Source organism: Paenibacillus ginsengihumi DSM 21568, assembly GCF_000380965.1.
In the GTDB taxonomy this organism is placed as follows: Bacteria; Bacillota; Bacilli; order Paenibacillales; family NBRC-103111; genus Paenibacillus_G; species Paenibacillus_G ginsengihumi.
In genome coordinates this window covers 106150-126289 of sequence record NZ_KB905553.1, presented here as the reverse complement: position 1 = coordinate 126289, position 20140 = coordinate 106150, and the positions used below count along the sequence as shown (strand labels likewise).

General features: G+C 58.0%; 18 protein-coding genes. 2 read left to right on the top strand and 16 right to left on the bottom strand.

Features of this window, described 5'->3' with window-relative positions; translation table 11 throughout:
- Positions 1-30: 30 nt before the first annotated feature.
- The 6 genes from mltG to alaS form a co-directional block, all read right to left on the bottom strand.
- Positions 31-1140: an endolytic transglycosylase MltG gene (gene mltG, locus F591_RS0105300; protein ID WP_019533551.1), complete on the bottom strand. Its 1110-nt coding sequence runs from the start codon at positions 1138-1140 to the stop codon at positions 31-33.
- Between the two features lie 95 nt (positions 1141-1235).
- The gene (locus F591_RS0105295) at positions 1236-1544 is read right to left on the bottom strand and encodes a DUF1292 domain-containing protein (RefSeq protein ID WP_019533550.1); all 309 of its coding nucleotides are present in this window, start codon (positions 1542-1544) and stop codon (positions 1236-1238) included.
- Between the two features lie 13 nt (positions 1545-1557).
- Positions 1558-1869: a DUF1292 domain-containing protein gene (locus tag F591_RS0105290; protein WP_019533549.1), complete on the bottom strand. Its 312-nt coding sequence runs from the start codon at positions 1867-1869 to the stop codon at positions 1558-1560.
- A gap of 7 nt (positions 1870-1876) precedes the next feature.
- Entirely contained in the window at positions 1877-2293 is a 417-nt protein-coding gene (ruvX, locus tag F591_RS0105285; protein ID WP_019533548.1) for a Holliday junction resolvase RuvX, read from the bottom strand.
- Positions 2294-2308: 15 nt separating this feature from the next.
- Complete coding sequence (locus tag F591_RS0105280; protein WP_019533547.1) at positions 2309-2572, bottom strand: IreB family regulatory phosphoprotein; 264 nt, start codon at positions 2570-2572, stop codon at positions 2309-2311.
- 125 nt (positions 2573-2697) lie between these two features.
- On the bottom strand, positions 2698-5328 hold the full coding sequence (alaS, locus tag F591_RS0105275) for an alanine--tRNA ligase (RefSeq protein ID WP_019533546.1): 2631 nt from the start codon (positions 5326-5328) through the stop codon (positions 2698-2700).
- 543 nt (positions 5329-5871) lie between these two features.
- Between alaS and F591_RS0105265 the strand changes: the two genes are divergently transcribed.
- Positions 5872-6525, top strand: a complete 654-nt coding sequence (locus F591_RS0105265; RefSeq protein ID WP_019533544.1) for an SGNH/GDSL hydrolase family protein — start codon at positions 5872-5874, stop codon at positions 6523-6525.
- A gap of 218 nt (positions 6526-6743) precedes the next feature.
- Here F591_RS0105265 and F591_RS0105260 read toward each other — a convergent pair whose 3' ends face one another.
- The 5 genes from F591_RS0105260 to cymR form a co-directional block, all read right to left on the bottom strand.
- Positions 6744-7814, bottom strand: coding sequence for an AI-2E family transporter (locus F591_RS0105260; RefSeq protein WP_019533543.1), 1071 nt, complete (start codon positions 7812-7814; stop codon positions 6744-6746).
- A gap of 223 nt (positions 7815-8037) precedes the next feature.
- Positions 8038-8238, bottom strand: coding sequence for a hypothetical protein (locus tag F591_RS0105255; RefSeq protein ID WP_019533542.1), 201 nt, complete (start codon positions 8236-8238; stop codon positions 8038-8040).
- A 10-nt stretch (positions 8239-8248) separates the two neighbouring features.
- Positions 8249-8770, bottom strand: coding sequence for a PRC-barrel domain-containing protein (locus F591_RS0105250; RefSeq protein ID WP_019533541.1), 522 nt, complete (start codon positions 8768-8770; stop codon positions 8249-8251).
- A gap of 73 nt (positions 8771-8843) precedes the next feature.
- The gene (locus F591_RS0105245; protein ID WP_019533540.1) at positions 8844-9998 is read right to left on the bottom strand and encodes a cysteine desulfurase family protein; all 1155 of its coding nucleotides are present in this window, start codon (positions 9996-9998) and stop codon (positions 8844-8846) included.
- 45 nt (positions 9999-10043) lie between these two features.
- Positions 10044-10463, bottom strand: a complete 420-nt coding sequence (gene cymR / locus F591_RS0105240) for a cysteine metabolism transcriptional regulator CymR (protein WP_019533539.1) — start codon at positions 10461-10463, stop codon at positions 10044-10046.
- 185 nt (positions 10464-10648) lie between these two features.
- On the opposite strand from cymR, the gene mnmA reads away from it, so the two are divergent.
- Positions 10649-11761: a tRNA 2-thiouridine(34) synthase MnmA gene (gene mnmA / locus F591_RS0105235; RefSeq protein WP_019533538.1), complete on the top strand. Its 1113-nt coding sequence runs from the start codon at positions 10649-10651 to the stop codon at positions 11759-11761.
- Positions 11762-12055: 294 nt separating this feature from the next.
- On the opposite strand, the gene F591_RS0105230 is transcribed toward mnmA, so the two are convergent.
- From F591_RS0105230 to hisS, 5 genes are all read right to left on the bottom strand, one after another.
- Positions 12056-13408, bottom strand: coding sequence for a hemolysin family protein (locus F591_RS0105230; RefSeq protein WP_019533537.1), 1353 nt, complete (start codon positions 13406-13408; stop codon positions 12056-12058).
- 1111 nt (positions 13409-14519) lie between these two features.
- Positions 14520-15845: a replication-associated recombination protein A gene (locus F591_RS0105220; protein ID WP_019533536.1), complete on the bottom strand. Its 1326-nt coding sequence runs from the start codon at positions 15843-15845 to the stop codon at positions 14520-14522.
- A 337-nt stretch (positions 15846-16182) separates the two neighbouring features.
- Positions 16183-16935, bottom strand: coding sequence for a tRNA threonylcarbamoyladenosine dehydratase (locus tag F591_RS0105215; RefSeq protein WP_019533535.1), 753 nt, complete (start codon positions 16933-16935; stop codon positions 16183-16185).
- A gap of 27 nt (positions 16936-16962) precedes the next feature.
- A complete protein-coding gene (aspS, locus tag F591_RS0105210) occupies positions 16963-18744 on the bottom strand; it encodes an aspartate--tRNA ligase (RefSeq protein ID WP_019533534.1) in 1782 nt (593 codons plus the stop codon).
- 54 nt (positions 18745-18798) lie between these two features.
- A complete protein-coding gene (gene hisS / locus F591_RS0105205) occupies positions 18799-20052 on the bottom strand; it encodes a histidine--tRNA ligase (protein WP_019533533.1) in 1254 nt (417 codons plus the stop codon).
- Between the last annotated feature and the right edge of the window lie 88 nt (positions 20053-20140).

Below are 20140 nucleotides of genomic sequence, written 5' to 3'. Positions count from 1 at the left end.
CCCCCGCCTTCGCCAATTCCGATCGTTGGATCATTGCCCTGTCTTCCGGGCGGCGTTCTTGTTGCTTGCTTCAATATTATTCAAATGCTGGTCGTACGTCTCGGCGAACAAATGGCCGTTGCTGCCGTCCTTCTTCGTGACATAGAACAAATAAGGCGTATCCGCCGGATACAGCGCCGCGCGGATCGCGCTCAAGCCCGGGCTGGCGATCGGCCCTGGCGGCAGCCCGGAATGCAAATACGTATTATAAGGGCTCTCCATCTGCAAATCTTTATGATACAGCCGTTCCTTCGGCGTCTCGAACAAATATTGCACCGTCGCATCGATCTGCAGCGGCATATCCCGGTTCAGACGGTTATAAATAACGCCGGCGATGACCGCGCGCTCCTCCTCCAGCACCGCCTCCCGTTCGATCAGGGAAGCGACCGTCAGCAGCTCGTGAAACGTCAGCCCCCTCTCCTCCATCGCGCTTTCCCAGCCTTCCGGCAGCGACTCGAGCTTGCGGTCCAGCTCCTCGAGCATGCGCTGAACGATCTTGCCGGGAGCGGGAATATCGTCCTTGGCCCACTCGTACGTCTCCGGGAACAAATAGCCTTCGAGCCTCACCCGCAGCCCTTCGTCCGCCGGCACCGAGGACGCTCTTCCTGCGGTATAGGACTTCGGCTGCTGGGCCGCCTGGATGAACGCCGCGGCATCGACGCCGATCTCCGCCAGCTTCGCGGCGATCTGGTCTGCCGTGAAGCCTTCGGGGATCGTCACCCGGACCATCTCCTTCTTCACCGTCTCTCCGCGGTTCAGCTGCGAGATGATCTGCGCGTGCGTCATGCCGGGCTTCATCTCGTATTCGCCGGCCTGGAAGCGCCCGCCTTCTTTCTTCCATTTCAAGTACAGGACAAATGCCGACGCGCTGCGGATGATTCCTTTCCGCTCCAGCTGCTCGGCCAAGGCGACGATGCCCGATCCGGGCGGCAGCGATACGCGAACGGCCGTATCCTGCACCGGCGTCGGCAGCAATAGCCGCGAGGCGTACCAGCCGGCGCCCGCCAGAGCGCACAGCGCGATGAGGACGAGCAGCGCCAGCGCCTTGAGCAGCGGCCTTCTTCTGCCTCTATTGGGATGATTCGGTATCGTCTCGTGCAAAATCAGTTACCTCCACGACAACCATAATTGACAGCGGCTCAAAACGAAAAGGAGCGGATCAGCTCCGCTCCGTCAACTTCGCTTCAAGTTGTTCGTCACAACGTTCCGTCGTTCGGAAAAGTCATCTCGTCGTATAACTCGGAGACGGTCTCCCACTCGTCGTCGTCTTCGATTGTCTCCAGCTCCAATTCGCCGGACGAATCGCCGGTGACACGGTAGATTTCCGGCTCGTCGTCGTGGCCCGGGGCTCCCTTCTCAACGACGGCATAATGGTTCTCTCCTAGCATAAACTCCGACAAGATCCGATAAACGACCGACTCTTCGCGCTCATCAAACAAAATAATATCATCTCCGTATGCTTCGCGCAACCGGTTCGTCGGCCGGACATCCGAAAGCTGGTACACCGCAAGGTCCTCCTTACCTGGACTCCTCGTCCTCTTCCTCGTCCATTTCGTCCATCAGCGTGTTGAAGGTTTCCTCGACGATATTCCATTCCTCTTCGTCGTCGATCGTATACAGCTGCAGGTCGTCGCCATCTTCCTCGTAGCGGAAGGCGTACACTTCGTCGGATTCCTCGTCCGCGTCGACCGGAACAACCATCATGTACTTTTTGTCCGAGCCATCCACTTCGAACTTCATGATCACTTCAAATTCCTCTTCGTTGCCTTCGTCGTCCGGAATATAAATGATTTCCGGCTCTTCTTCATGCAGTTGTTCCTCTTTGGACATGTGCCCTTCACCTCTTCGATTGGGAATCCATGTATCCTTGCAATATGAGGGCCGCGGCCATCTTGTCAATCACCTGCTTGCGCTTCTTGCGGCTCACATCGGCCTCCAGCAATGTACGATTCGCCGACACGGTCGTCAGCCGTTCATCCCACAGCCGTACCGGCAAATGTAGTATTTCATGCAAAGTTTCGGCAAATGCCTGACAAATCTCTCCACGCGGACCGATCGTGCCGTTCATATTTTTCGGCAGCCCGACGACGATCTCCGTCACCCCATAATCGCGGACGATCTCGCTTAGCCGCTCGAGATCCTTCTCGGCGCTGCTCCGGCGGATGACCTCCAGCCCTTGGGCGGTCCAGCCGAGCTCGTCGCTGATGGCGACGCCGATCGTCTTGTCCCCGTAGTCCAACCCCATTAACCGCATCGCGCTTCTCCCGGCTCAAGATTTGTGCTGCTGCAGATAGGCGCGAACGAGTTCCTCGATCAGCTCGTCCCGCTCCCGCTTGCGGATGATGCTTCGTGCGTTGTTGTGCCGCGGAATGTAAGCCGGATCGCCGGACAGCAAATAGCCGACAATCTGGTTGATCGGGTTGTAGCCCTTCTCCTGCAGCGCATCATACACCGCCAGAATGATCTCTTTGGGTGAAGATTCGATCTCCTCAGCTTTGACGTTGAACTTCATCGTTTTATCCAACGAACTCATCCCAACACCCCCCGCAAATGCTGTCTTTACTCACATATTCGCCGTCTGCCCGAAAATTCCTGTTGACACGAGGAAAACTTAATAATTTCCTTCTCTCCCGTCCGGCTTGCGGCTGACCGCCTTGGTCAAGCGTTCGGCGCCTTCGCCCGGACGAAGGCTTCCACCTGCTGCAGCGCCTCCTGCAGCTTGCCCGGCTCCTTGCCGCCGGCCTGGGCCATGTCGGGCCGGCCGCCGCCTCCGCCGCCGCAGATCGCTGCGGCCTCCTTGACCAGCTTCCCGGCGTGATAGCCGCGGGCAGTAAGGTCCGGCGTCACCGCGGCGACAAGGTTGACCTTGCCTTCGCTGGCCGCGCCGAGCACGATGATCGCGGAGCCCAGCTTCGCCTTCATCTGGTCGACGATATTGCGCAAGCTGTCCATATCCGCCGCGCTGACCTGCGCCGCCAATACGTTCACGCCGTCCACGGAGCGCACCTGATCGGCCAGCGCTCCTGCTTCGATGCTGCCGAGCTTCGCTTTCAGCGACTCGTTCTCCCGCTGCGCCTCCTTGAGCTGGGCGAACAGCGCTTCGATCCGCTTCGGCACCTCGGCAACATTCGATTTAAGCAGCGCGGAGGCGTCCTTCAGCAGCTGCAGCTGGCTTTCCAAATATTCGTACGCATGGCGTCCGGTGACCGCTTCAATGCGGCGAACGCCGGAGCCGATGCCCGATTCGCCGACGATTTTGAACAGGCCGATCTCGCTAGTGTTGCCGACGTGGCAGCCGCCGCACAGCTCGAGGCTGTAGTCGCCGACGCGCACGACGCGGACGATGTCGCCGTACTTCTCGCCGAACAGCGCCATGGCGCCCATTGCTTTCGCTTCGGCAATCGGCTTGTAGGATATATCGAGCGCTGTGCCAAGCCACACCTGCTCGTTGACCCGGCGCTCGATCTGCTGCAGCTCCTCGGCCGAGATGCTGCCGAAATGGGAGAAGTCGAAGCGCAGCCGTTCCGGAGCGACCAGCGAGCCCGCCTGATTGACATGCTCGCCGAGCACTTCCTTGAGCGCTTTATGCAGCAGATGCGTCGCGGTATGATTTTTGACGATGTCCTCACGCACATCCTTGGCGACAGCCGCCTGCACCTCGGCGCCGTTTCTCAGCACGCCGGATTCCACAACGACCGTGTGCACGTGCTGGCCGTGCGGAGCCTTGCTCACTTCCTCGACCTTCAGCACGAGCTGGTCGCCGGTGATGACGCCGGGATCGCTGACCTGACCGCCGCTTTCCGCATAGAACGGAGTCCGGTCGAGCACGACCTGGCACGTCTCTCCGACGCCGACGAGATCGACCAGCTCGTTGTCGTGAATAATGGCGACCACTTTAGTATTCGTTACCAATTCATTATATCCAACAAACTCGCTTTTAACCGTCAGGTTCGAGAGCGGACCGCCCTGCACCTTCATGCTTTCCGTCTCCTGCCGTGCTTTGCGGGCCCGTTCGCGCTGCTCCTGCATAGCGCGGTCGAACCCTTCGCGGTCGACGGCAAGCCCCTGCTCGGCGGCGAAGTCTTCCGTCAAATCGAGCGGGAAGCCGTACGTATCGTAAAGCTTGAAGGCGTCCGCCCCGGTAATCTGGCTGCTGCCTGCGTCGCGGGCTTTCGCCACCATCTCGGACAAAATCGCCAGCCCGTCGGACAGCGTCTCGTGGAATCTCTCTTCCTCGTTGCGAATCACCTTCTCGATGAACTCGCGCTTTAGCACGATTTCCGGGTAGTACACGCCCATGATGTCGCCCACGACGGACGTCAGCGTATACAGGAACGGCTTCTCCATGCCGATCGATTTGCCGTACCGGACGGCGCGGCGCAGCAGACGGCGGATGACGTAGCCGCGGCCTTCGTTCGAAGGAATCACGCCGTCGCCGACGGAGAAGACTACAGTGCGAATATGGTCGGCGATCACCTTGAGCGCCACATCGTGCTCTTCGCTGCGGTGATACTCGATGCCAGCCAGCTCGCACGTCCGCTGAATGATCGGCTGGAACAAGTCCGTATCGAAGTTGGAGTCCACATCCTGAAGAATGGAAGCGAACCGTTCCAGGCCGGCGCCGGTATCGATATTTTTTTGCGGAAGCGGCGTGTAGCTGCCGTCCTTGTTATGGTTGAACTGCGAGAAGACGAGGTTCCATACCTCCAGGAAACGCTCGTTTTCCCCGCCGGGATAGCATTCCGGGTCGTTCAGATCGCCGTACTTCTCGCCGCGGTCGTAGAAAATTTCCGTACACGGTCCGCACGGGCCTTCGCCGATATCCCAGAAATTGTCCTGCAGCTTGTAGATGCGCTCTTCCGGCAGACCGACGCTCTTCCACAGCTCGACCGCCTCCGTATCCTCCGGATAGACGGTGACAGACAAGCGGTTCGGATCGAAGCCGATCCATTCCGGGCTGGTCAAAAATTCCCATGCCCAGGTGATCGCTTCCTTCTTGAAATAATCGCCGATCGAGAAGTTGCCGAGCATCTCGAAGAACGTGTGGTGCCGGCGCGTCTTGCCGACGTTCTCGATGTCGTTGGTCCGTATGCACTTCTGCGAGTTGGCGATCCGCGGGTTATCCGGCGCAATGCGCCCGTCAAAATAAGGCTTGAGCGGCGCCATGCCCGCATTGATCCACAGCAAGGACGGGTCGTTGTGCGGAACGAGGGGCGCGCTCGGCTCGATCATGTGGCCTTTGCTCTCAAAGAACTTCAACCATTTGGCGCGAATTTCACTGGCTTTCATCTGTTTTCGATCCTCCTTGAAAATAAAAAAGCCCCTGCGAAAACAGGGACGATTGTTGACAATCGCGGTACCACCCTGGTTATTGCGCCCTGTCTGGCTAGGCGCAATCCCTCTGCAGACGGACGATAACGGGTCCGGGGCCGGCGGATTTTGTCCGCGCTCCGAAATGAGCTTCGGTCATTCTTCATTATAAAGGCTCTCGCAGCCGGCCCCGCGCAATCTATAGAATCGCACTGGACCCGAGCCTTCTCTCTGAATAATGGGCTATGACCTACTGAATTTCATCGACGCTTTACTCGTCTTATTCAAAAGAAGCTTATTCCAGAAAATTATAGCGTTCAGCCGCATCGATGTCAACTTCGCCAGCTTCTTCTGCTTGAATCCCAATTAGCGGCTCGCTTCCATCAGCGCTGTTATTTCCCGGGCAATTCTCGACTTGATCCGACAAGTTGTTAAAATAGCAGCTCCGTTTGGCTGTAGCCGGAAATGAAATCGTTTGCTAGAATGAATGGGTAACAACAAATGGGGAGGAGAAAAGTACATATGCTTCTGGAACAAAACGACAAGCTGGTCATGATCGGCGACTCCATTACGGATTGCGGCCGCAAGCACCCTGTCGGCGAAGGCAGAAACGAGGATTGGGGCAAAGGCTATGTCTCCCAGGTTCATTCCCTGCTGCATTCCTTTTATCCGGAGCTCGGCATCCGCGTCGTCAATATGGGCATTTCGGGCAATCGGGTCCGCGATCTGAAAAACCGCTGGCAAACCGATGTGCTGGATTTGCAGCCGCAGTGGGTATCGATCATGATCGGGATCAATGACGTATGGCGCCAATTCGATCAGCCTTTGCAAACAGAAATTCATGTGTATCCCGACGAATACCGCGAAACGCTGGGCGAGCTGGTCGAACGAACGCTTCCGCGCGTCAAGGGCATCGTGCTGATGACGCCGTTTTATATCGAGCCGAACAAGAACGACGCTATGCGCCGCATGATGGACAGCTATGGCCAAATCGTCAAGGAAACGGCCGAGCGCCACGGCACGGTTTTTGTCGACACGCAAGAAGCGATCGACCGGCTGCTCGCGCATTTGTATCCGGCCACCTTGGCCTGGGACCGCGTGCATCCGAACGCCATCGGCCATATGACGCTGGCCCGCGCGTTCCTAAACGGCATCGGGTTCGACTGGAGCCGCTAAACAGCCACACTGGAGCTGGCAACGCCCAGCGATGCCTCCCGCTGCTCGCGCCGGCGGATCTGACAGCGCCCGGCGATGCCTCCCGCTGCTCGCGCCGGCGGACCTGACAGCGCCCAGCGATGCCTCCCGCTGCTCGCGCCGGCGGACCTGACAGCGCCCAGCGATGCCTTCCGCCGCCCGCGCCCGGCGGACCTGCGGCATCCTCGCCATGCCGGAAGCTAAACCGATTTGCGATGAATGTAGTACATGAACAGATGCTGCAAAATCACCTTCATTACCGCAACGAAAGGCACGGCCAATATTAGCCCGAGCACCCCGGCAAGCTCCCCCCCGACAAGCAGCGCAAAAATGATCAACAGCGGATGCAGCTTCAGCGAGCGCCCGACGACCTGCGGCGAAATGACATTGCCTTCGAGGATCTGGCACGTGAAATTGACAAGCAGCACCAGCAGCACGAGCTTGACCGAAATGGTCGAGGCGACGATGAGCGCCGGGGCGGCCCCGAAGAACGGCCCGAGATAAGGGATGATGTTAAATACGGCCACGACGCAGGCCAGCAGCAGCGCATAGGGCATGTCGATCAGCCAATATCCGATGTAGGCCAGCAGGCCGACGATCATGCAGACGAGAAACTGCCCGCGAATATAGTTGCCGAGCGCCGTATCGATGTCGACCAGCAGCTTGACGATCTGCTTGCGATGCTCCTTCGGCACGACGGCAAGCGCCGTTCTCTCTATAAGCTGAAAATCTTTCAAAATATAAAACGCCACGAACGGGACGATAAAAGCGACGAACAGCATGTTGATCGTGCTGCCGATGCCGTCGATATATTGCGAAACCGCCAGCGTGATGCCGTTCTCCAGCTTGGCCAGCGATTGATTCACCGCCGTGCGGATGCTGTCGGGAACGAATTTCAGTTGATTCATATTGTCAACGAAGCTCTGCGCCTTCACGGCCAAAGCCGGCAAATGCTCGTTCAATTCCTGCAGCTGCTTCATAAACAGCGGGATCAAATTCATCAGGATGACCGCGGAAGAAATGATGAACAGAGCGTAGATCAAGAGCACCGACACCGTGCGCGGCACTTTCCGCCTGCTCAGCAACGTGACTACCGGATTCAGGACGTATGAGATGATCATGGCGATCAGGAAAGGCATCGATATTTCCTTTAAAAATCCGTAAATGCCGGCAAGCAGCGGCCGAATTTGCAGCAGCATGTACAGGATGAGCAGGCTGAGGAGCGTATAGACCATGCCAATAAACAGACGGCTCTTTGTGAATTTGTCCACTTAAGCCCACCCCCTCAAGATGAAAATGTTACCGGACTTGCTTGTTACAGTATATGTACAACCTGTCCGTCTTAACCCTGTTCGTCAGCTGGGCATGCCCGCCGCCTTCGCTGCGCCGCTCTCGCCTCCTAACGCAAAACGGCGCCGCCCCTCTCGCTTCCCGTTTCCTTACCGGAACACGGGCGCGAAGGGGCGGCGCCGCATATCGCCTGCAGCCATGCCCTCAGTTCGCATGAACCTGAGGCATTTCTTCTTCGGGGAAGAACAAATCGTCCAGCGAACTGAGCGTGCCGTCCTCCTCTACTTGAAAGACGGACATCTTCTCGCCGTTGACGGTCAATTCAATGAAGCATCCCCAGCAATAAAATTGATGGGAACCGATTTTGCCAATGTCCTTGGAATTGCAGTTTGGACAACGTAACATCCTGATCACCCTATTCTTCATTAGATACGAAGATTTCGTCCAACCGTTCGCCACAGCCTGCAGGCACAATTACCGCATCTTCGCCGATCGTCACCGAATCCGGCAAAGGCAGCCGCTTGCGGCCTTCCCGCAAATCGGAGATAAAACCCTCCGTCAGTTCAAAACCTATTACCTGTTTACCCTCTCCGGGTTCCAAATAAACGTCTTCGATCAATCCTAGCTGCATTCCGTTAGCCGTGAGCACCGGCAAGCCTCTCAGCTTTCGCGGCCCGTCCAGCAGCGTCGCTCCTTCCGCCACGCTTTCGAGCGGCTGGATCGCTTCCTCCTTGCCGATCATGACCGCATCGTCGCCGATGGCGCGTATATGCTCCCAGCAAATGCATGCCGGGCCGGAAAACCACTGCTTCGGTTCCAGCACTATAGCAACGGCCTGCCATTCTTCGCTGAGCAACAAATCTTTGGCTGTCCCGACCTGTTTGCCTGTTGCGGAGCAAACGACCGGCAGTCCGATGATATCTCGGGCACGTTTCAAACGGAACCTCTCCTACGGCAAATGTTATTTTTACGAAATAGGCGTGCCAAGGTTCAGTTAAATAAACATTTGCTTAAACTCTACTACGTAGACGGGCGCAGATCGTTTCAATGATGGTTACAGTTTTCACAATTTGTTCAAGATTAGTGTCTCTACCAAAGCTGAACCGGATGGCGGAAGCCGTAACCTCCCGCGGCAGCTTCATCGCCTGAAGCACATGGGACACCTCGAGCGAGCCCGAAGTGCATGCCGAGCCGCTGGCGGCGGCAACCCCTTCGAGATCCAGGTTCATCAGCATCGTTTCTGTCGCAATGCCGGGGAAGCTCACGTTCAAAATGTGCGCCAGTCTTTCCGTCGGATGGCCGTTCACGACAACAGCAGCTTCTCCGAGCCGGGATATTAGACCGCTCACCATTTCATGACGTATTGTTTCCAAGTTTTGTTGCAATTCATACCTTTCCCGCGCAAAAAGCTCTACGGCTTTGCCAAAGCCGACGATCGCCGGGACGTTCTCGGTTCCCGGACGCCGCTTGCGCTCCTGCTGCCCTCCGTAAATCAAAGGAGCAATATGCGTTTGTTTGGCTATATATAAAGCGCCGATCCCCTTGGGACCGTTCAATTTGTGCGCGGAGAAACTCATCAAATCGACGGGCAGTTCGGCCAGATCGATCGGGACGTGTCCGAGCGCCTGGACGGCGTCGACATGAAACAGCACGCCGCGTTCGCGGGCGAGGCCGCCGATCTCCCGGATCGGCTGCAGCGTGCCTACTTCATTGTTGCCGTACATGATGCTGATCAGTATCGTGTCCGGACGAAGCGCCGCCTCCACATCGGCGGCGCGGACTTGTCCGAACGCATCGACCGGCAAATAAGTGACTTCGAAGCCGAGCTTCTCCAGCCTCTCGCAAGCGTGAAGCACGGCATGATGCTCGATCTGTGACGTAATGATATGCTTGCCGCGATGGGCGTTCGCTTCTGCAGCGCCGAAAATAGCAGTGTTGTCGCTCTCGGTGCCGCCGCTCGTGAACATAAGCTGAGCGGGAGAGCAACCGATGAAGCCGGCGATAACATCTCTCGCCGCCGTCAGGGCGGCCTTCGCTTCCCTTCCGGCCCAATGAGTGCTCGATGCATTGCCGAACCGGCCGGTCATATAAGGAAGCATCGCCTCGACGACCTCCGGGCGCACCGGCGTCGTCGCGGCATGGTCCAAATAAATGCGGTTATTCATCGTATCACCAGCTTAAAATGAAGCTCGGGCCAAGCAGCCCCAAGCTCAAATATAGAACATGTAGCTGTCCCGATCTCCGGAATCTTTAAACGTAATCAAGTCGGACAATGTAGTCGTATCCAGCACCTGGGCGATGCTGTCGCGAATCCGGATCCACAGATCCCGCTTCGCAGGATCGTCTTCCTCCGTAAAGTCGACCGGACTGATCGGCCCTTCAAGCACGCGGATGACGTCTCCCGCAGACAGCTCCTCCGGAGGTTTGGATAATATATAACCGCCATAGGCTCCGCGGACGCTTTTGACCAGACCGGCGTTCCGAAGCGGAGCGACAAGCTGCTCCAGGTAATGTTCGGAAAGCTGATGTTTTTCGGCGATGCTTTTCAAAGAGGTCGGCCCTTCGCCGAATTTAGTCGCAAGCTCCATCATGATTGTGAGTCCGTAGCGGCCCTTGGTCGATATCTTCAAAGAAAGCACCCCGTTTACATTACAAACATTTGTGTATCGTTAATATGTTATCATAAATCGGTATCTTATGGGAGAAAAAACTTGTCGGCTTGATGAATTATTTATCTTCTTGGCCATCCTAATGTATAATACAAGCTATAGCTTTTATATAAGCTACAGTTTTTTCGGAAAGCGAGGGCTGCAAAATGTCCAATAAACCGCGCGTCGTGCTCGGCATGTCCGGCGGCGTCGATTCCTCTGTGTCGGCGCTGCTGCTGAAGGAGCAAGGCTACGATGTCATCGGCGTATTTATGAAAAACTGGGATGATACCGACGAGTTCGGCCATTGCACGGCCGAAGAGGACGCGGAAGACGTCCGCCGCGTTTGCGAGCAGATCGGCATCCCCTATTATACGGTAAATTTTGAAAAACAATACATGGATAAGGTGTTCCAATATTTCCTGGACGAGTACCGCAAAGGGCGGACGCCGAATCCGGACGTCATGTGCAACCGCGAGATCAAGTTCGGGGAATTTTTGCAAAAAGCGCTGGAGCTTGGAGCGGATTATATCGCAACGGGACATTATGCCCGCGTCGATTCCGCAGACGGCAAATACCGCCTGCTCCGCGGCAACGATCCGAATAAGGATCAAACGTACTTCCTGAACGCTCTGAACCAGTATCAGCTGTCCAAGGCGATGTTTCCGATCGGCCACCTGCCGAAGCCGGAGGTGCGCCGCATTGCGGAAGCGGCCGGCCTGGCCACCGCCAAGAAGAAGGACAGCACCGGCGTCTGCTTTATCGGCGAGCGCAACTTCAAACAGTTTTTGAGCCAATATTTGCCGGCGCAGCCCGGCGAGATGCGCACCTTCGACGGCGAAGTGAAGGGCCGTCACGACGGCCTGATGTACTACACCCTCGGCCAGCGGCAAGGGCTCGGCATCGGCGGCTCGGGGAGCGGCGAGCCGTGGTTCGTGGCGGCGAAAGATTTGCGCAATAATATTTTGTATGTCGTTCAGGGCGAGAAGCATCCGGCACTCTACTCGCTCGGCCTGCGCGGCACCGACGTCAACTGGATCGCCGGCGAGCCGCCGAAGGACGAGGTTCGCTGCACCGCCAAATTCCGCTACCGCCAGGCGGACCAAGGGGTTACGGTGCGCTTCGGGGCAGGCGGCGTCTGCGACGTCGTGTTCGACACGCCGCAGAAGGCAGTCACCCCCGGCCAATCCGTCGTCTTCTATGACGGGGAGATCTGCCTGGGCGGCGCCATCATCCATGAGCTCGTGCCGATGGACGCCGAATTCGCCGTTCAAGCCTGAGCGGACTTTAGATAGCTTCCGCCATGCCTAACGCAAAGGCCGCACGCGCAAGCATCCGAGAGCGGATACCCTGCGCATGCGGCCTTTGCCGCTTGGAGTCCAGCCAGAACGGCCGGGCTTGGCGCACCGGCGCCCTTGCCGAACCATCAAGCCCGCCGTCCGTTTTTCCCCCCTAAACCGCCGCCGCTTTCATTTCCTATACTTCCGTCCCTGCCGCCATTTTCTGTACTTCCGTCATCCATTTCGTCCGGACCTTTCATTCCCCATTCCGCCTTCCCTACCGTCATCCGTTCCTCAGTACGTCTCATTCCCCATTCCGCCGGCGTCTTCGGCCTCCCCCAACGCTTTACGTTTCCGCACGACGATGCGGGTCACGCGCAGATGGTCCGTCTCGTCGATGACGAATTCGTGGGCGTCGTCATAGACAATACACTGATTTTTTTGCGGCGGAATGTCGACCTGGGAATAAATCCAGCCGCCGATCGTATCGTAATCGTCGGAGGCGATGGCGAGCCCGAAATAGCTGTTGACCTCCTCGATCAATAGGCGCCCGTCAATGGAATGCGAGCCATCGGCCAGCCGTTCGATTTGCGGCCTCTCCTCGTCAAATTCGTCCTGAACCTCGCCGACGATTTGTTCGATAATATCCTCGAACGTCACGAGCCCCGATGTACCTCCATATTCATCGATGAGCAGAGCCATCTGCATCTTCTTTTTCTGCATCAGCTTGAGCAGCGCGCTGATCTGCATCGATTCCGGCACCTTGGTGATCGCCCGAACGACCTTGCGGATATCGTCGATGCCTTCGTCCGTTCTGAGCAGATCCTTGATGTGCACAAAGCCGATAATGTTGTCCTTGTCCGGATCGCATACGGGGTAACGGGTGTGCATTTCTTCTACCGCGATCGACTTGTTCTTCTCGAACGACAGCTGCGTGTATAAACAGATCATTTCCGTACGAGGAATCATGATTTCCCGGGCGGTCGTCCCGGAAAATTCGAAAATGCTGTCGACGAGCGCCATTTCCGTATTGTCGATCAAACCGCTCCGGTTCGACGCCTTGACGAGCCCGCGAAGCTCATCCTCCGTATGCGCGTAGATGGGTTCCGCTCCCACTTCAAGACCGGTTAAACGAAACAGCATGCCGGACAGCCTGTCGGCCAGCCAAATAACCGGAGACATCGATCGGTAAAAGAAAATGAGCGGACCGGTCGACAAGTTCGCGACCTGCTCCGATTTGCGCATTGCGTAGGCTTTGGGCAGCTGACTACCGACAGCTAGCAGCAAAACAGCGGTCAAAGCGACCGCAGCAATCCAAGAAACGGCCCGAACAGCGGACCCGGGCAGCGGAAGCGGTTCAAGCAGCAGAGCGAGCAGCCCGGCAGCGGTTTGCGCTCCGAACCAGCCGAGCCCCATCGCCGACAGCGCGCAGCCGAGCCGGCAGGCTGACTGGTACGCCTCCGGATTGGAAGCAATCGACCGCGCGAACGCGGCGCGGCGCCCCTCTTTTTTCAGCGACGAAGGATCAAACCGGCCGCCGCGCAGCCGCATGATGGCGTATTCAGCCGCAACGAAAAAGCCGCTAAGCAGCAAAAGACCTGTCGCCAGTCCGACGTTCGTCAGCAGTGGAACCGGATCTATTCCCAATCTTCCCCTGTTTCCCCGCGAGGGAAAGCAGGCCCACCTCCCTGGTTTCCATTCAACAGAAACAACCGCAAAACGTTCAATAATAAACTATACGGTGCGGGAGCAGGCTAGAACGGTTAATTTGCCACGTAGGGGGCGATTTCTTGGTCCTTCCGGGTTCTTCCGTTTTATTTTGGGCCCTTAATTGTTATTCCCGGGTCTTCCGGTTTTTTCTTTTTGCACTTAGTTCCCCTTGGTTGTTTCTTTATCTGATCCTCTGTTTATCATTCCTTATTTTTCCTTTTTGTGCTTTTTTTTATAAAAACCACCTCCCCCTTCATGCTCCTGCCGACTCTATCCCTGTCTCGTTCATATAATCACTATCCCCTTAACTCAGAAAACCGAGCTTGATGACGCTGTCCGGCAATAACTAGCCAGCCGATTAGCGGAACATGCCGCCCCCGGCTCATGACCCGAGCGGCTCCCTCCATCACTCAGCTCGCTTCTGAAAATTATTGATTAACGAAAAAAAGATGAATTTTAGGACACAGATCCATAATAACGGCGCTGGCATTCTATAGTGTCGACAGCTCGCAGTTGCCGGCTTCAAACGTTATTTTAGGATCGTCCTACTCGTCGTGGGCGTTGCATATATCTATATGTCCAGTTGCTAAAATGTCATCTGAGCAAATGGGAGAGTGCTCTAGAAGCATGTGGACTGGAACCAAGCGAAATGACGGGGATCGTGATCATTGGCGACGAGTATGAAGTTCGATTCCTTGTCTGACCGAACGGGATAGTGACTATAGACGACCAATACGGAGTTCGTTCCCTTGTCTGACCGAACGGGATAGTGGCTATAGGCGCGGTCAAAAAGGATTCGACTCCCTTGTCTGAGCGAACGGGATAGTGATTATAGGCGACTAATACGGAGTTCCTTCCCAACCATCCAGCTATTCGCGAGACGATCCGTTAGCAGGCATGCTTCTTACGAAAGCAAGCATGCTTCTTATGAGAGCAAGCATGCTTCTTACGAGAGCAGGCCTGCAGTTATGGCCCGTCATGCCGAAGAACAGCCGGGCGAGATCGCCCGGCTGCGCCGCGATGTCGACTCCGGATTCACAGACCCGGCTTAAGCAGGAGGATCGCCTCCCGGGCTATGCCGCCGCTCCTGGTTTTGTCTGATGCGCTCCTCCATGCCTTGGCGGGTCGCTTCATACAAGCGCATGTGCCGGATCGGATCGGGCAAATATTGCTGCTCGACATAATGGCCCGGATAATCGTGCGGATATTTGTAGCCGGTATGGCCGAGCTTCTCCGCGCCTTTGTAGTGCGCGTCCCGCAGGTGCAGGGGCACCTCGGCCGAGCGGAGCCGCTCCATGGCGTCCATCGTCCGGCCGATCGCCATGGCGACCGCGTTGGACTTCGGGCTCTCGACGGCGAACAGGATCGCTTGGGCGATCACATATTTCGATTCCGGCCAGCCGATCTTATGGTACGCGTCCATCGCCGTCACCGCCTGCACCATCGCCTGCGGATTGGCCAGCCCGATATCCTCGCCGGTCATGACGATCAGCCGCCGCAGGAATGTCATCGGGTCCATGCCAAGCTTCTCCACCGCGTACAGGAACCAGAACAGCGCAGCGTCGCTGGAGCCGCGCAGGCTTTTGTGGAAGGCCGACAGCACGTCGTACTGCGTCGATTCGTCGGCCTTGACCGTCGGGCGGCGAATCGATTCCTCGGCCACCTCCGGCGTAATGCGGACGATCCCGTCCTTGTCCGGCGGCGTCGTGAGCGCAGCCAGCTCGAGCGCATTGAGCGCGCGGCGAATGTCCCCGCCGGCCATGCGGGCGATATGAGCGAGCGCCTCCTCCTCGGCCTCCAACGCCATAAAGCCGAGGCCCCGCTCCTTGTCCGCCAGCGCTCTCTTCATAGCAAGCAGCGAATGCTCGTGCGTCAGCGGCTTCAGCTGGAACAAAGTCGACCGCGACATGAGCGCCCCGTTTACGTGGTGAAACGGGTTCTCGGTCGTCGCCCCGATGAAGATGATCGTGCCCTGCTCCACCGCCGGCAGCAGCGCATCCTGGCGGGACGTGTTGAACCGGTGCACCTCGTCCAGGAACAGAATCGTCTTCTTGCCATACAGCGACCGGTTCTGCTTTGCCTGCTCGATCGTATCCCGCACATCCTTCACGCTGGCGTCCACCGCGTTCAGCCGGATGAAAATGCCGGACGTCCGGTGCGAGATGATATTGGCCAGCGTCGTCTTGCCCGTGCCGGGCGGGCCGTACAGCAGGATCGACGTCACCTGATCGGCCTCGATCGCCCTCCGCAGCAGCTTCCCGGGGCCGACGATATGCTCCTGCCCGATATATTCCTCCAGCGTCACCGGACGCATCCGGTCGGCCAGCAGCTTCCCGGACGGGCTCCGCTCCTCGGCGAGCGTAAACAAATCCATCGCAGTCACAACCTTACTTTTCAAAAATGGGCTCTCCGGCCTCTCATCATCTCTATTATATCACGCTAGGAAATTGGAAAAGCATCCTGCCGAGTACGAGGCGGATTCGGATTTCCTCTAACACGAAGGAGACGGAAAATGTTGCAATTTTTGCGGAATTCGTCACCTCATGTGCGGGTGTGCCTGGAGTGGGGCAACGCCAATGCAGAGCTCGGGCCCTAACGCAGGGTTCCTGCACTAACGTAGGGTTCCAGCGCTAACGCAGGGTGCAAAGTATAAAAAGGCATAGCCGCCCGTCAGCCCGGATGCAGCTATGCCTGTGCTTGTATGTCTGTCGTTATTTCAAGCCTGCCTTCGCCAGCAAATCCCGCACGGCGACGCTGACCATGATGAGGCCGGCTACCGGCGGCACGAACGCGTTGCTTGCGGGCGGCTGCTGCGCCTTGCGGATTTCCGGGGCGTTCTCCGGCACGATGCGCTGCGTGACGTCGGTGCGCGGCTTGATCGGCTCCTCGGTGGAGAAGACGACCTTCACACCCTTCTTGATCCCTTCCTTGCGCAGCTTCGTGCGGATCACCCTGGCAATCGGATCGACCGTCGTCTTTGAAATATCGGCGACCTGAAAGCGGGACGGGTCCATCTTGTTCGCCGCTCCCATGCTGGAGATGATCGGAATTTTCCGGCGCAAGCATTCCTTGATCAAGTGGATTTTGTACGAGATCGTATCGGACGCATCCAGCACATAATCAAGCGGGTATGCGAACAGCTGCTCCGCCGTCTCCTCGGTATAGAACATGCGCAAGGAAACCGCGTCGCAATCGGGATTGATCAGCTTGATCCGATCCCGCATCAGGTCCGCCTTCGGCTGACCGACCGTTGTCGTCAGCGCGTGAATCTGCCGGTTGACGTTCGTAATATCGACGACGTCCTTGTCGATCAGAATGATCCGTCCGACGCCGGTGCGGGCCAGCGCCTCGGCGGCGATCGAACCGACGCCGCCGATGCCGAGGACCGCCACCGTGCTGTTCTTCATCACCTCCAGCCCTTCCGGGCCGATGGCAAGCTCAGTCCTTGAAAACTGGTGCAGCATATATCGTTAACTCCTTTGCTCCCGGTTTTAGGCTTTCGCCGCCGGCTGTTTGAGCGCGAGGCGGATCGACAACTGCTCAAGCTGCTTGTCGTCGACTGTCCCCGGTGCGTCCGTCAGCGGGTCCGTTGCGCTTGCCGTCTTCGGGAAGGCGATCGTCTCGCGCAGGTTGGAGCGTCCGGCCAGCAGCATGACGATCCGGTCGAAGCCGAAGGCGATGCCGCCGTGCGGCGGAGTGCCGTATTCGAACGCTTCAAGCAGGAAGCCGAATTTTTCGTAAGCTTCCTCGGTGGAGAAGCCGAGCGCTTGGAACATTTTCTCCTGAACCTCGCGCTGGTAGATCCGCATCGAGCCGCCGCCTACCTCATAGCCGTTCAGCACCAGGTCGTAGGCTTGGGCGCGAATTTGCCCCGGGTCCGTATCGAAGTAGCCGAGATCCTCTTCCTTCGGACGCGTGAACGGATGGTGTTCGGCGACCCAGCGCTTCTCTTCCTCGTCGTAGCTCAGCAACGGGAAGTCCACCACCCAGGCGAACTTGAACTGGCTCTCGTCGATCAAGCCGAGGTCGCGGCCGATCTTCAGCCGCAGGTTGCCGAGCACGTCCGCCACCACCTTCTTGTTGTCGGCGGAGAACAGCAACAGGTCGCCTTCCTCTGCGCCAAGGCGCTCCTTGAGCGAGGCGATTTCGGCTTCGCTGAAAAACTTGACGATCGGCCCCTTCCATTCGCCGTCCTTCACTTGAATCCAGGCCAGGCCCTTGGCGCCGTAGCGGGCGGCGAAAGGCAGCAGATCGTCGATCTCCTTGCGGCTCCACGCCGCGCAGCCTTTGGCGTTCAGCGCCTTCACCTGACCGCCCTTCTTCGCCACGTCGGCGAATACTTTCACGCCCGATGTCTCCACCAGATCGGTCACGTCGACAAGCTCCAGGCCGAAGCGAAGGTCCGGCTTGTCGGAGCCGTATTTGCCGATCGCGTCGGCATAGCTGATGCGCTGGAACGGACGCGGAATGTCGACGCCGACCGTTTCCTTGAACAGGCGCGCAACGAGCTGCTCCATCAGATCGAGCAATTGATCCTGCGACAGGAACGATGTCTCGATGTCCACCTGAGTAAATTCCGGCTGGCGGTCGGCGCGCAAGTCCTCGTCGCGGAAGCAGCGAGCGATCTGATAATAGCGCTCCAGGCCGCCGACCATCAGCAGCTGCTTAAAGATTTGCGGCGACTGCGGCAGCGCGAAAAATTCGCCCGGATGCACGCGGCTCGGCACGAGATAATCGCGCGCGCCTTCCGGCGTGCTCTTCGTCAAAATCGGCGTCTCGATCTCCAGGAAGCCGTTCTCGTCGAGGAAATCGCGGAAAATTTTGGCCGCTTTGGAGCGGAGCATCAGCGTCTTCTGCATCTCCGGACGGCGCAGGTCGAGATAGCGGTATTTCAGCCGCAGCGATTCGTCGATCTCGATGCCGTCTTCAATGAAGAACGGCGGGTTCTTGGCGGCGTTCATAATCTCGATTTCAGTGATGCGCACCTCGATCTCCCCGGTCGCCAGGTTCTCGTTCACGGTCTCCGGGTCGCGCTCGACGACTTTGCCCTTAACAGCGAGCACGTATTCGTTGCGAACGCGGTCGGCGATGGCATGCGCCTCCTGGGAAAACTCCGGATTGAATACGATCTGCACGATGCCGCTCCGGTCGCGCAGGTCGATGAACAGCACTCCGCCGAGGTCGCGGCGGCGCTGTACCCAGCCGTTCAAGGTGACGGTCTCGCCGACATGCGCTTTTGTCAGGGAGCCGCAGTGATGTGTTTTCAGCAGCATAGTATAGTTACCTCCCAATGTGATGGAAAATGGATGAACAGCATTTAACGTCAATTATTTCTTCGCCGCGATGGCTTCGGCAAGGCCTGCCAAGGGCAGCGTCTCCTGCTCGCCGGTCGCCATCGACTTGACGGCAATCTCGCCGCGGGCCAGCTCGTCGTCGCCGAGTATAGCGACATAGCGGGCGTTCAGCCGGTCGGCGGACTTCATCTGCGCCTTGATTTTGCGGCCGAGGTAATCCCGCTCCGCCTTCAGGCCGCGCAGCCTTAGCGTCTGCAGCAGCTTCACCGTCTCCCGCTCCGCGGCCTCGCCGAGGCCGATCACATACACGTCAAGCGGCGGCTCCGCCGGCATGTCGACGCCCTGCGCCTCGAGCACGAGCAAGATGCGCTCCAGGCCGAGGCCGAGACCGACGCCGGGACGATCGTTGCCGCCGATTTGGCCGACAAGGCCGTTATATCGGCCGCCGCCGCCGATCGTATCGATCGCGCCGATGCCCGCCGCCTTGTACTCGAAGGCGGTGTGAGTGTAATAATCAAGTCCGCGCACAAGCCGCGGATTGATGCGAAACGGGATGCCCATCGCCTTCAGATGCGCCTGCACCGCTTCGAAGTGTCCTGCGCATTCCTCGTCGAGATGCTCCAAAATCGTCGGCGCGCCTTCGCCGTACGCCTGATCGATTTTGCAATCCAACAGGCGCATCGGATTGCGGTCGTAGCGGGACTGGCAGTCCTTGCACAGCTTATCCTTGACCGGAGCGAAGAAGCGCTGGATATGCTCGCGGTACTTGGCGCGAACGGCCGGCGTGCCGACGGAATTGATCTCCACGGTCACGTCCTTCAGCCCGATCTCCCGGTAGAACGTATAGCCGAGCGCGATCACCTCCGCATCGAGCGCCGGGTCCTCCGAGCCGAACGCCTCGACGCCGAACTGATGAAACTGCCGGTAGCGTCCCGCCTGCGGGCGCTCGTAGCGAAACATCGGTCCGATATAATACAGCTTGCTGATGTCCGGCTCGCCGTACAGCTTGTTCTCGACATAGGACCTGACGACCCCTGCCGTTCCTTCCGGCCTCAGCGAGAGCGAGCGATCGCCCCGGTCCTGGAACGTATACATCTCTTTCTCCACGATGTCGGTCGTCTCGCCTACCCCGCGCTGGAACAGCTCCGTCAGCTCGAAGACGGGGGTGCGAATTTCCCGGTAATTGAAACGCCGGCACAGCTCCCGCGCCTTGCCCTCGAGATACTGCCACTTCTCCACGGCGCCCGGCAGCAAATCCTGCGTGCCGACCGGCTTTTGAATACTCATAAGCGCGTCACTCCTTCCTTTCCGTTACATACTAAAAAGCCTCCCGCCCCCGATGCGATCAGGGACGAGAGGCCGTTATCGCTGCCGT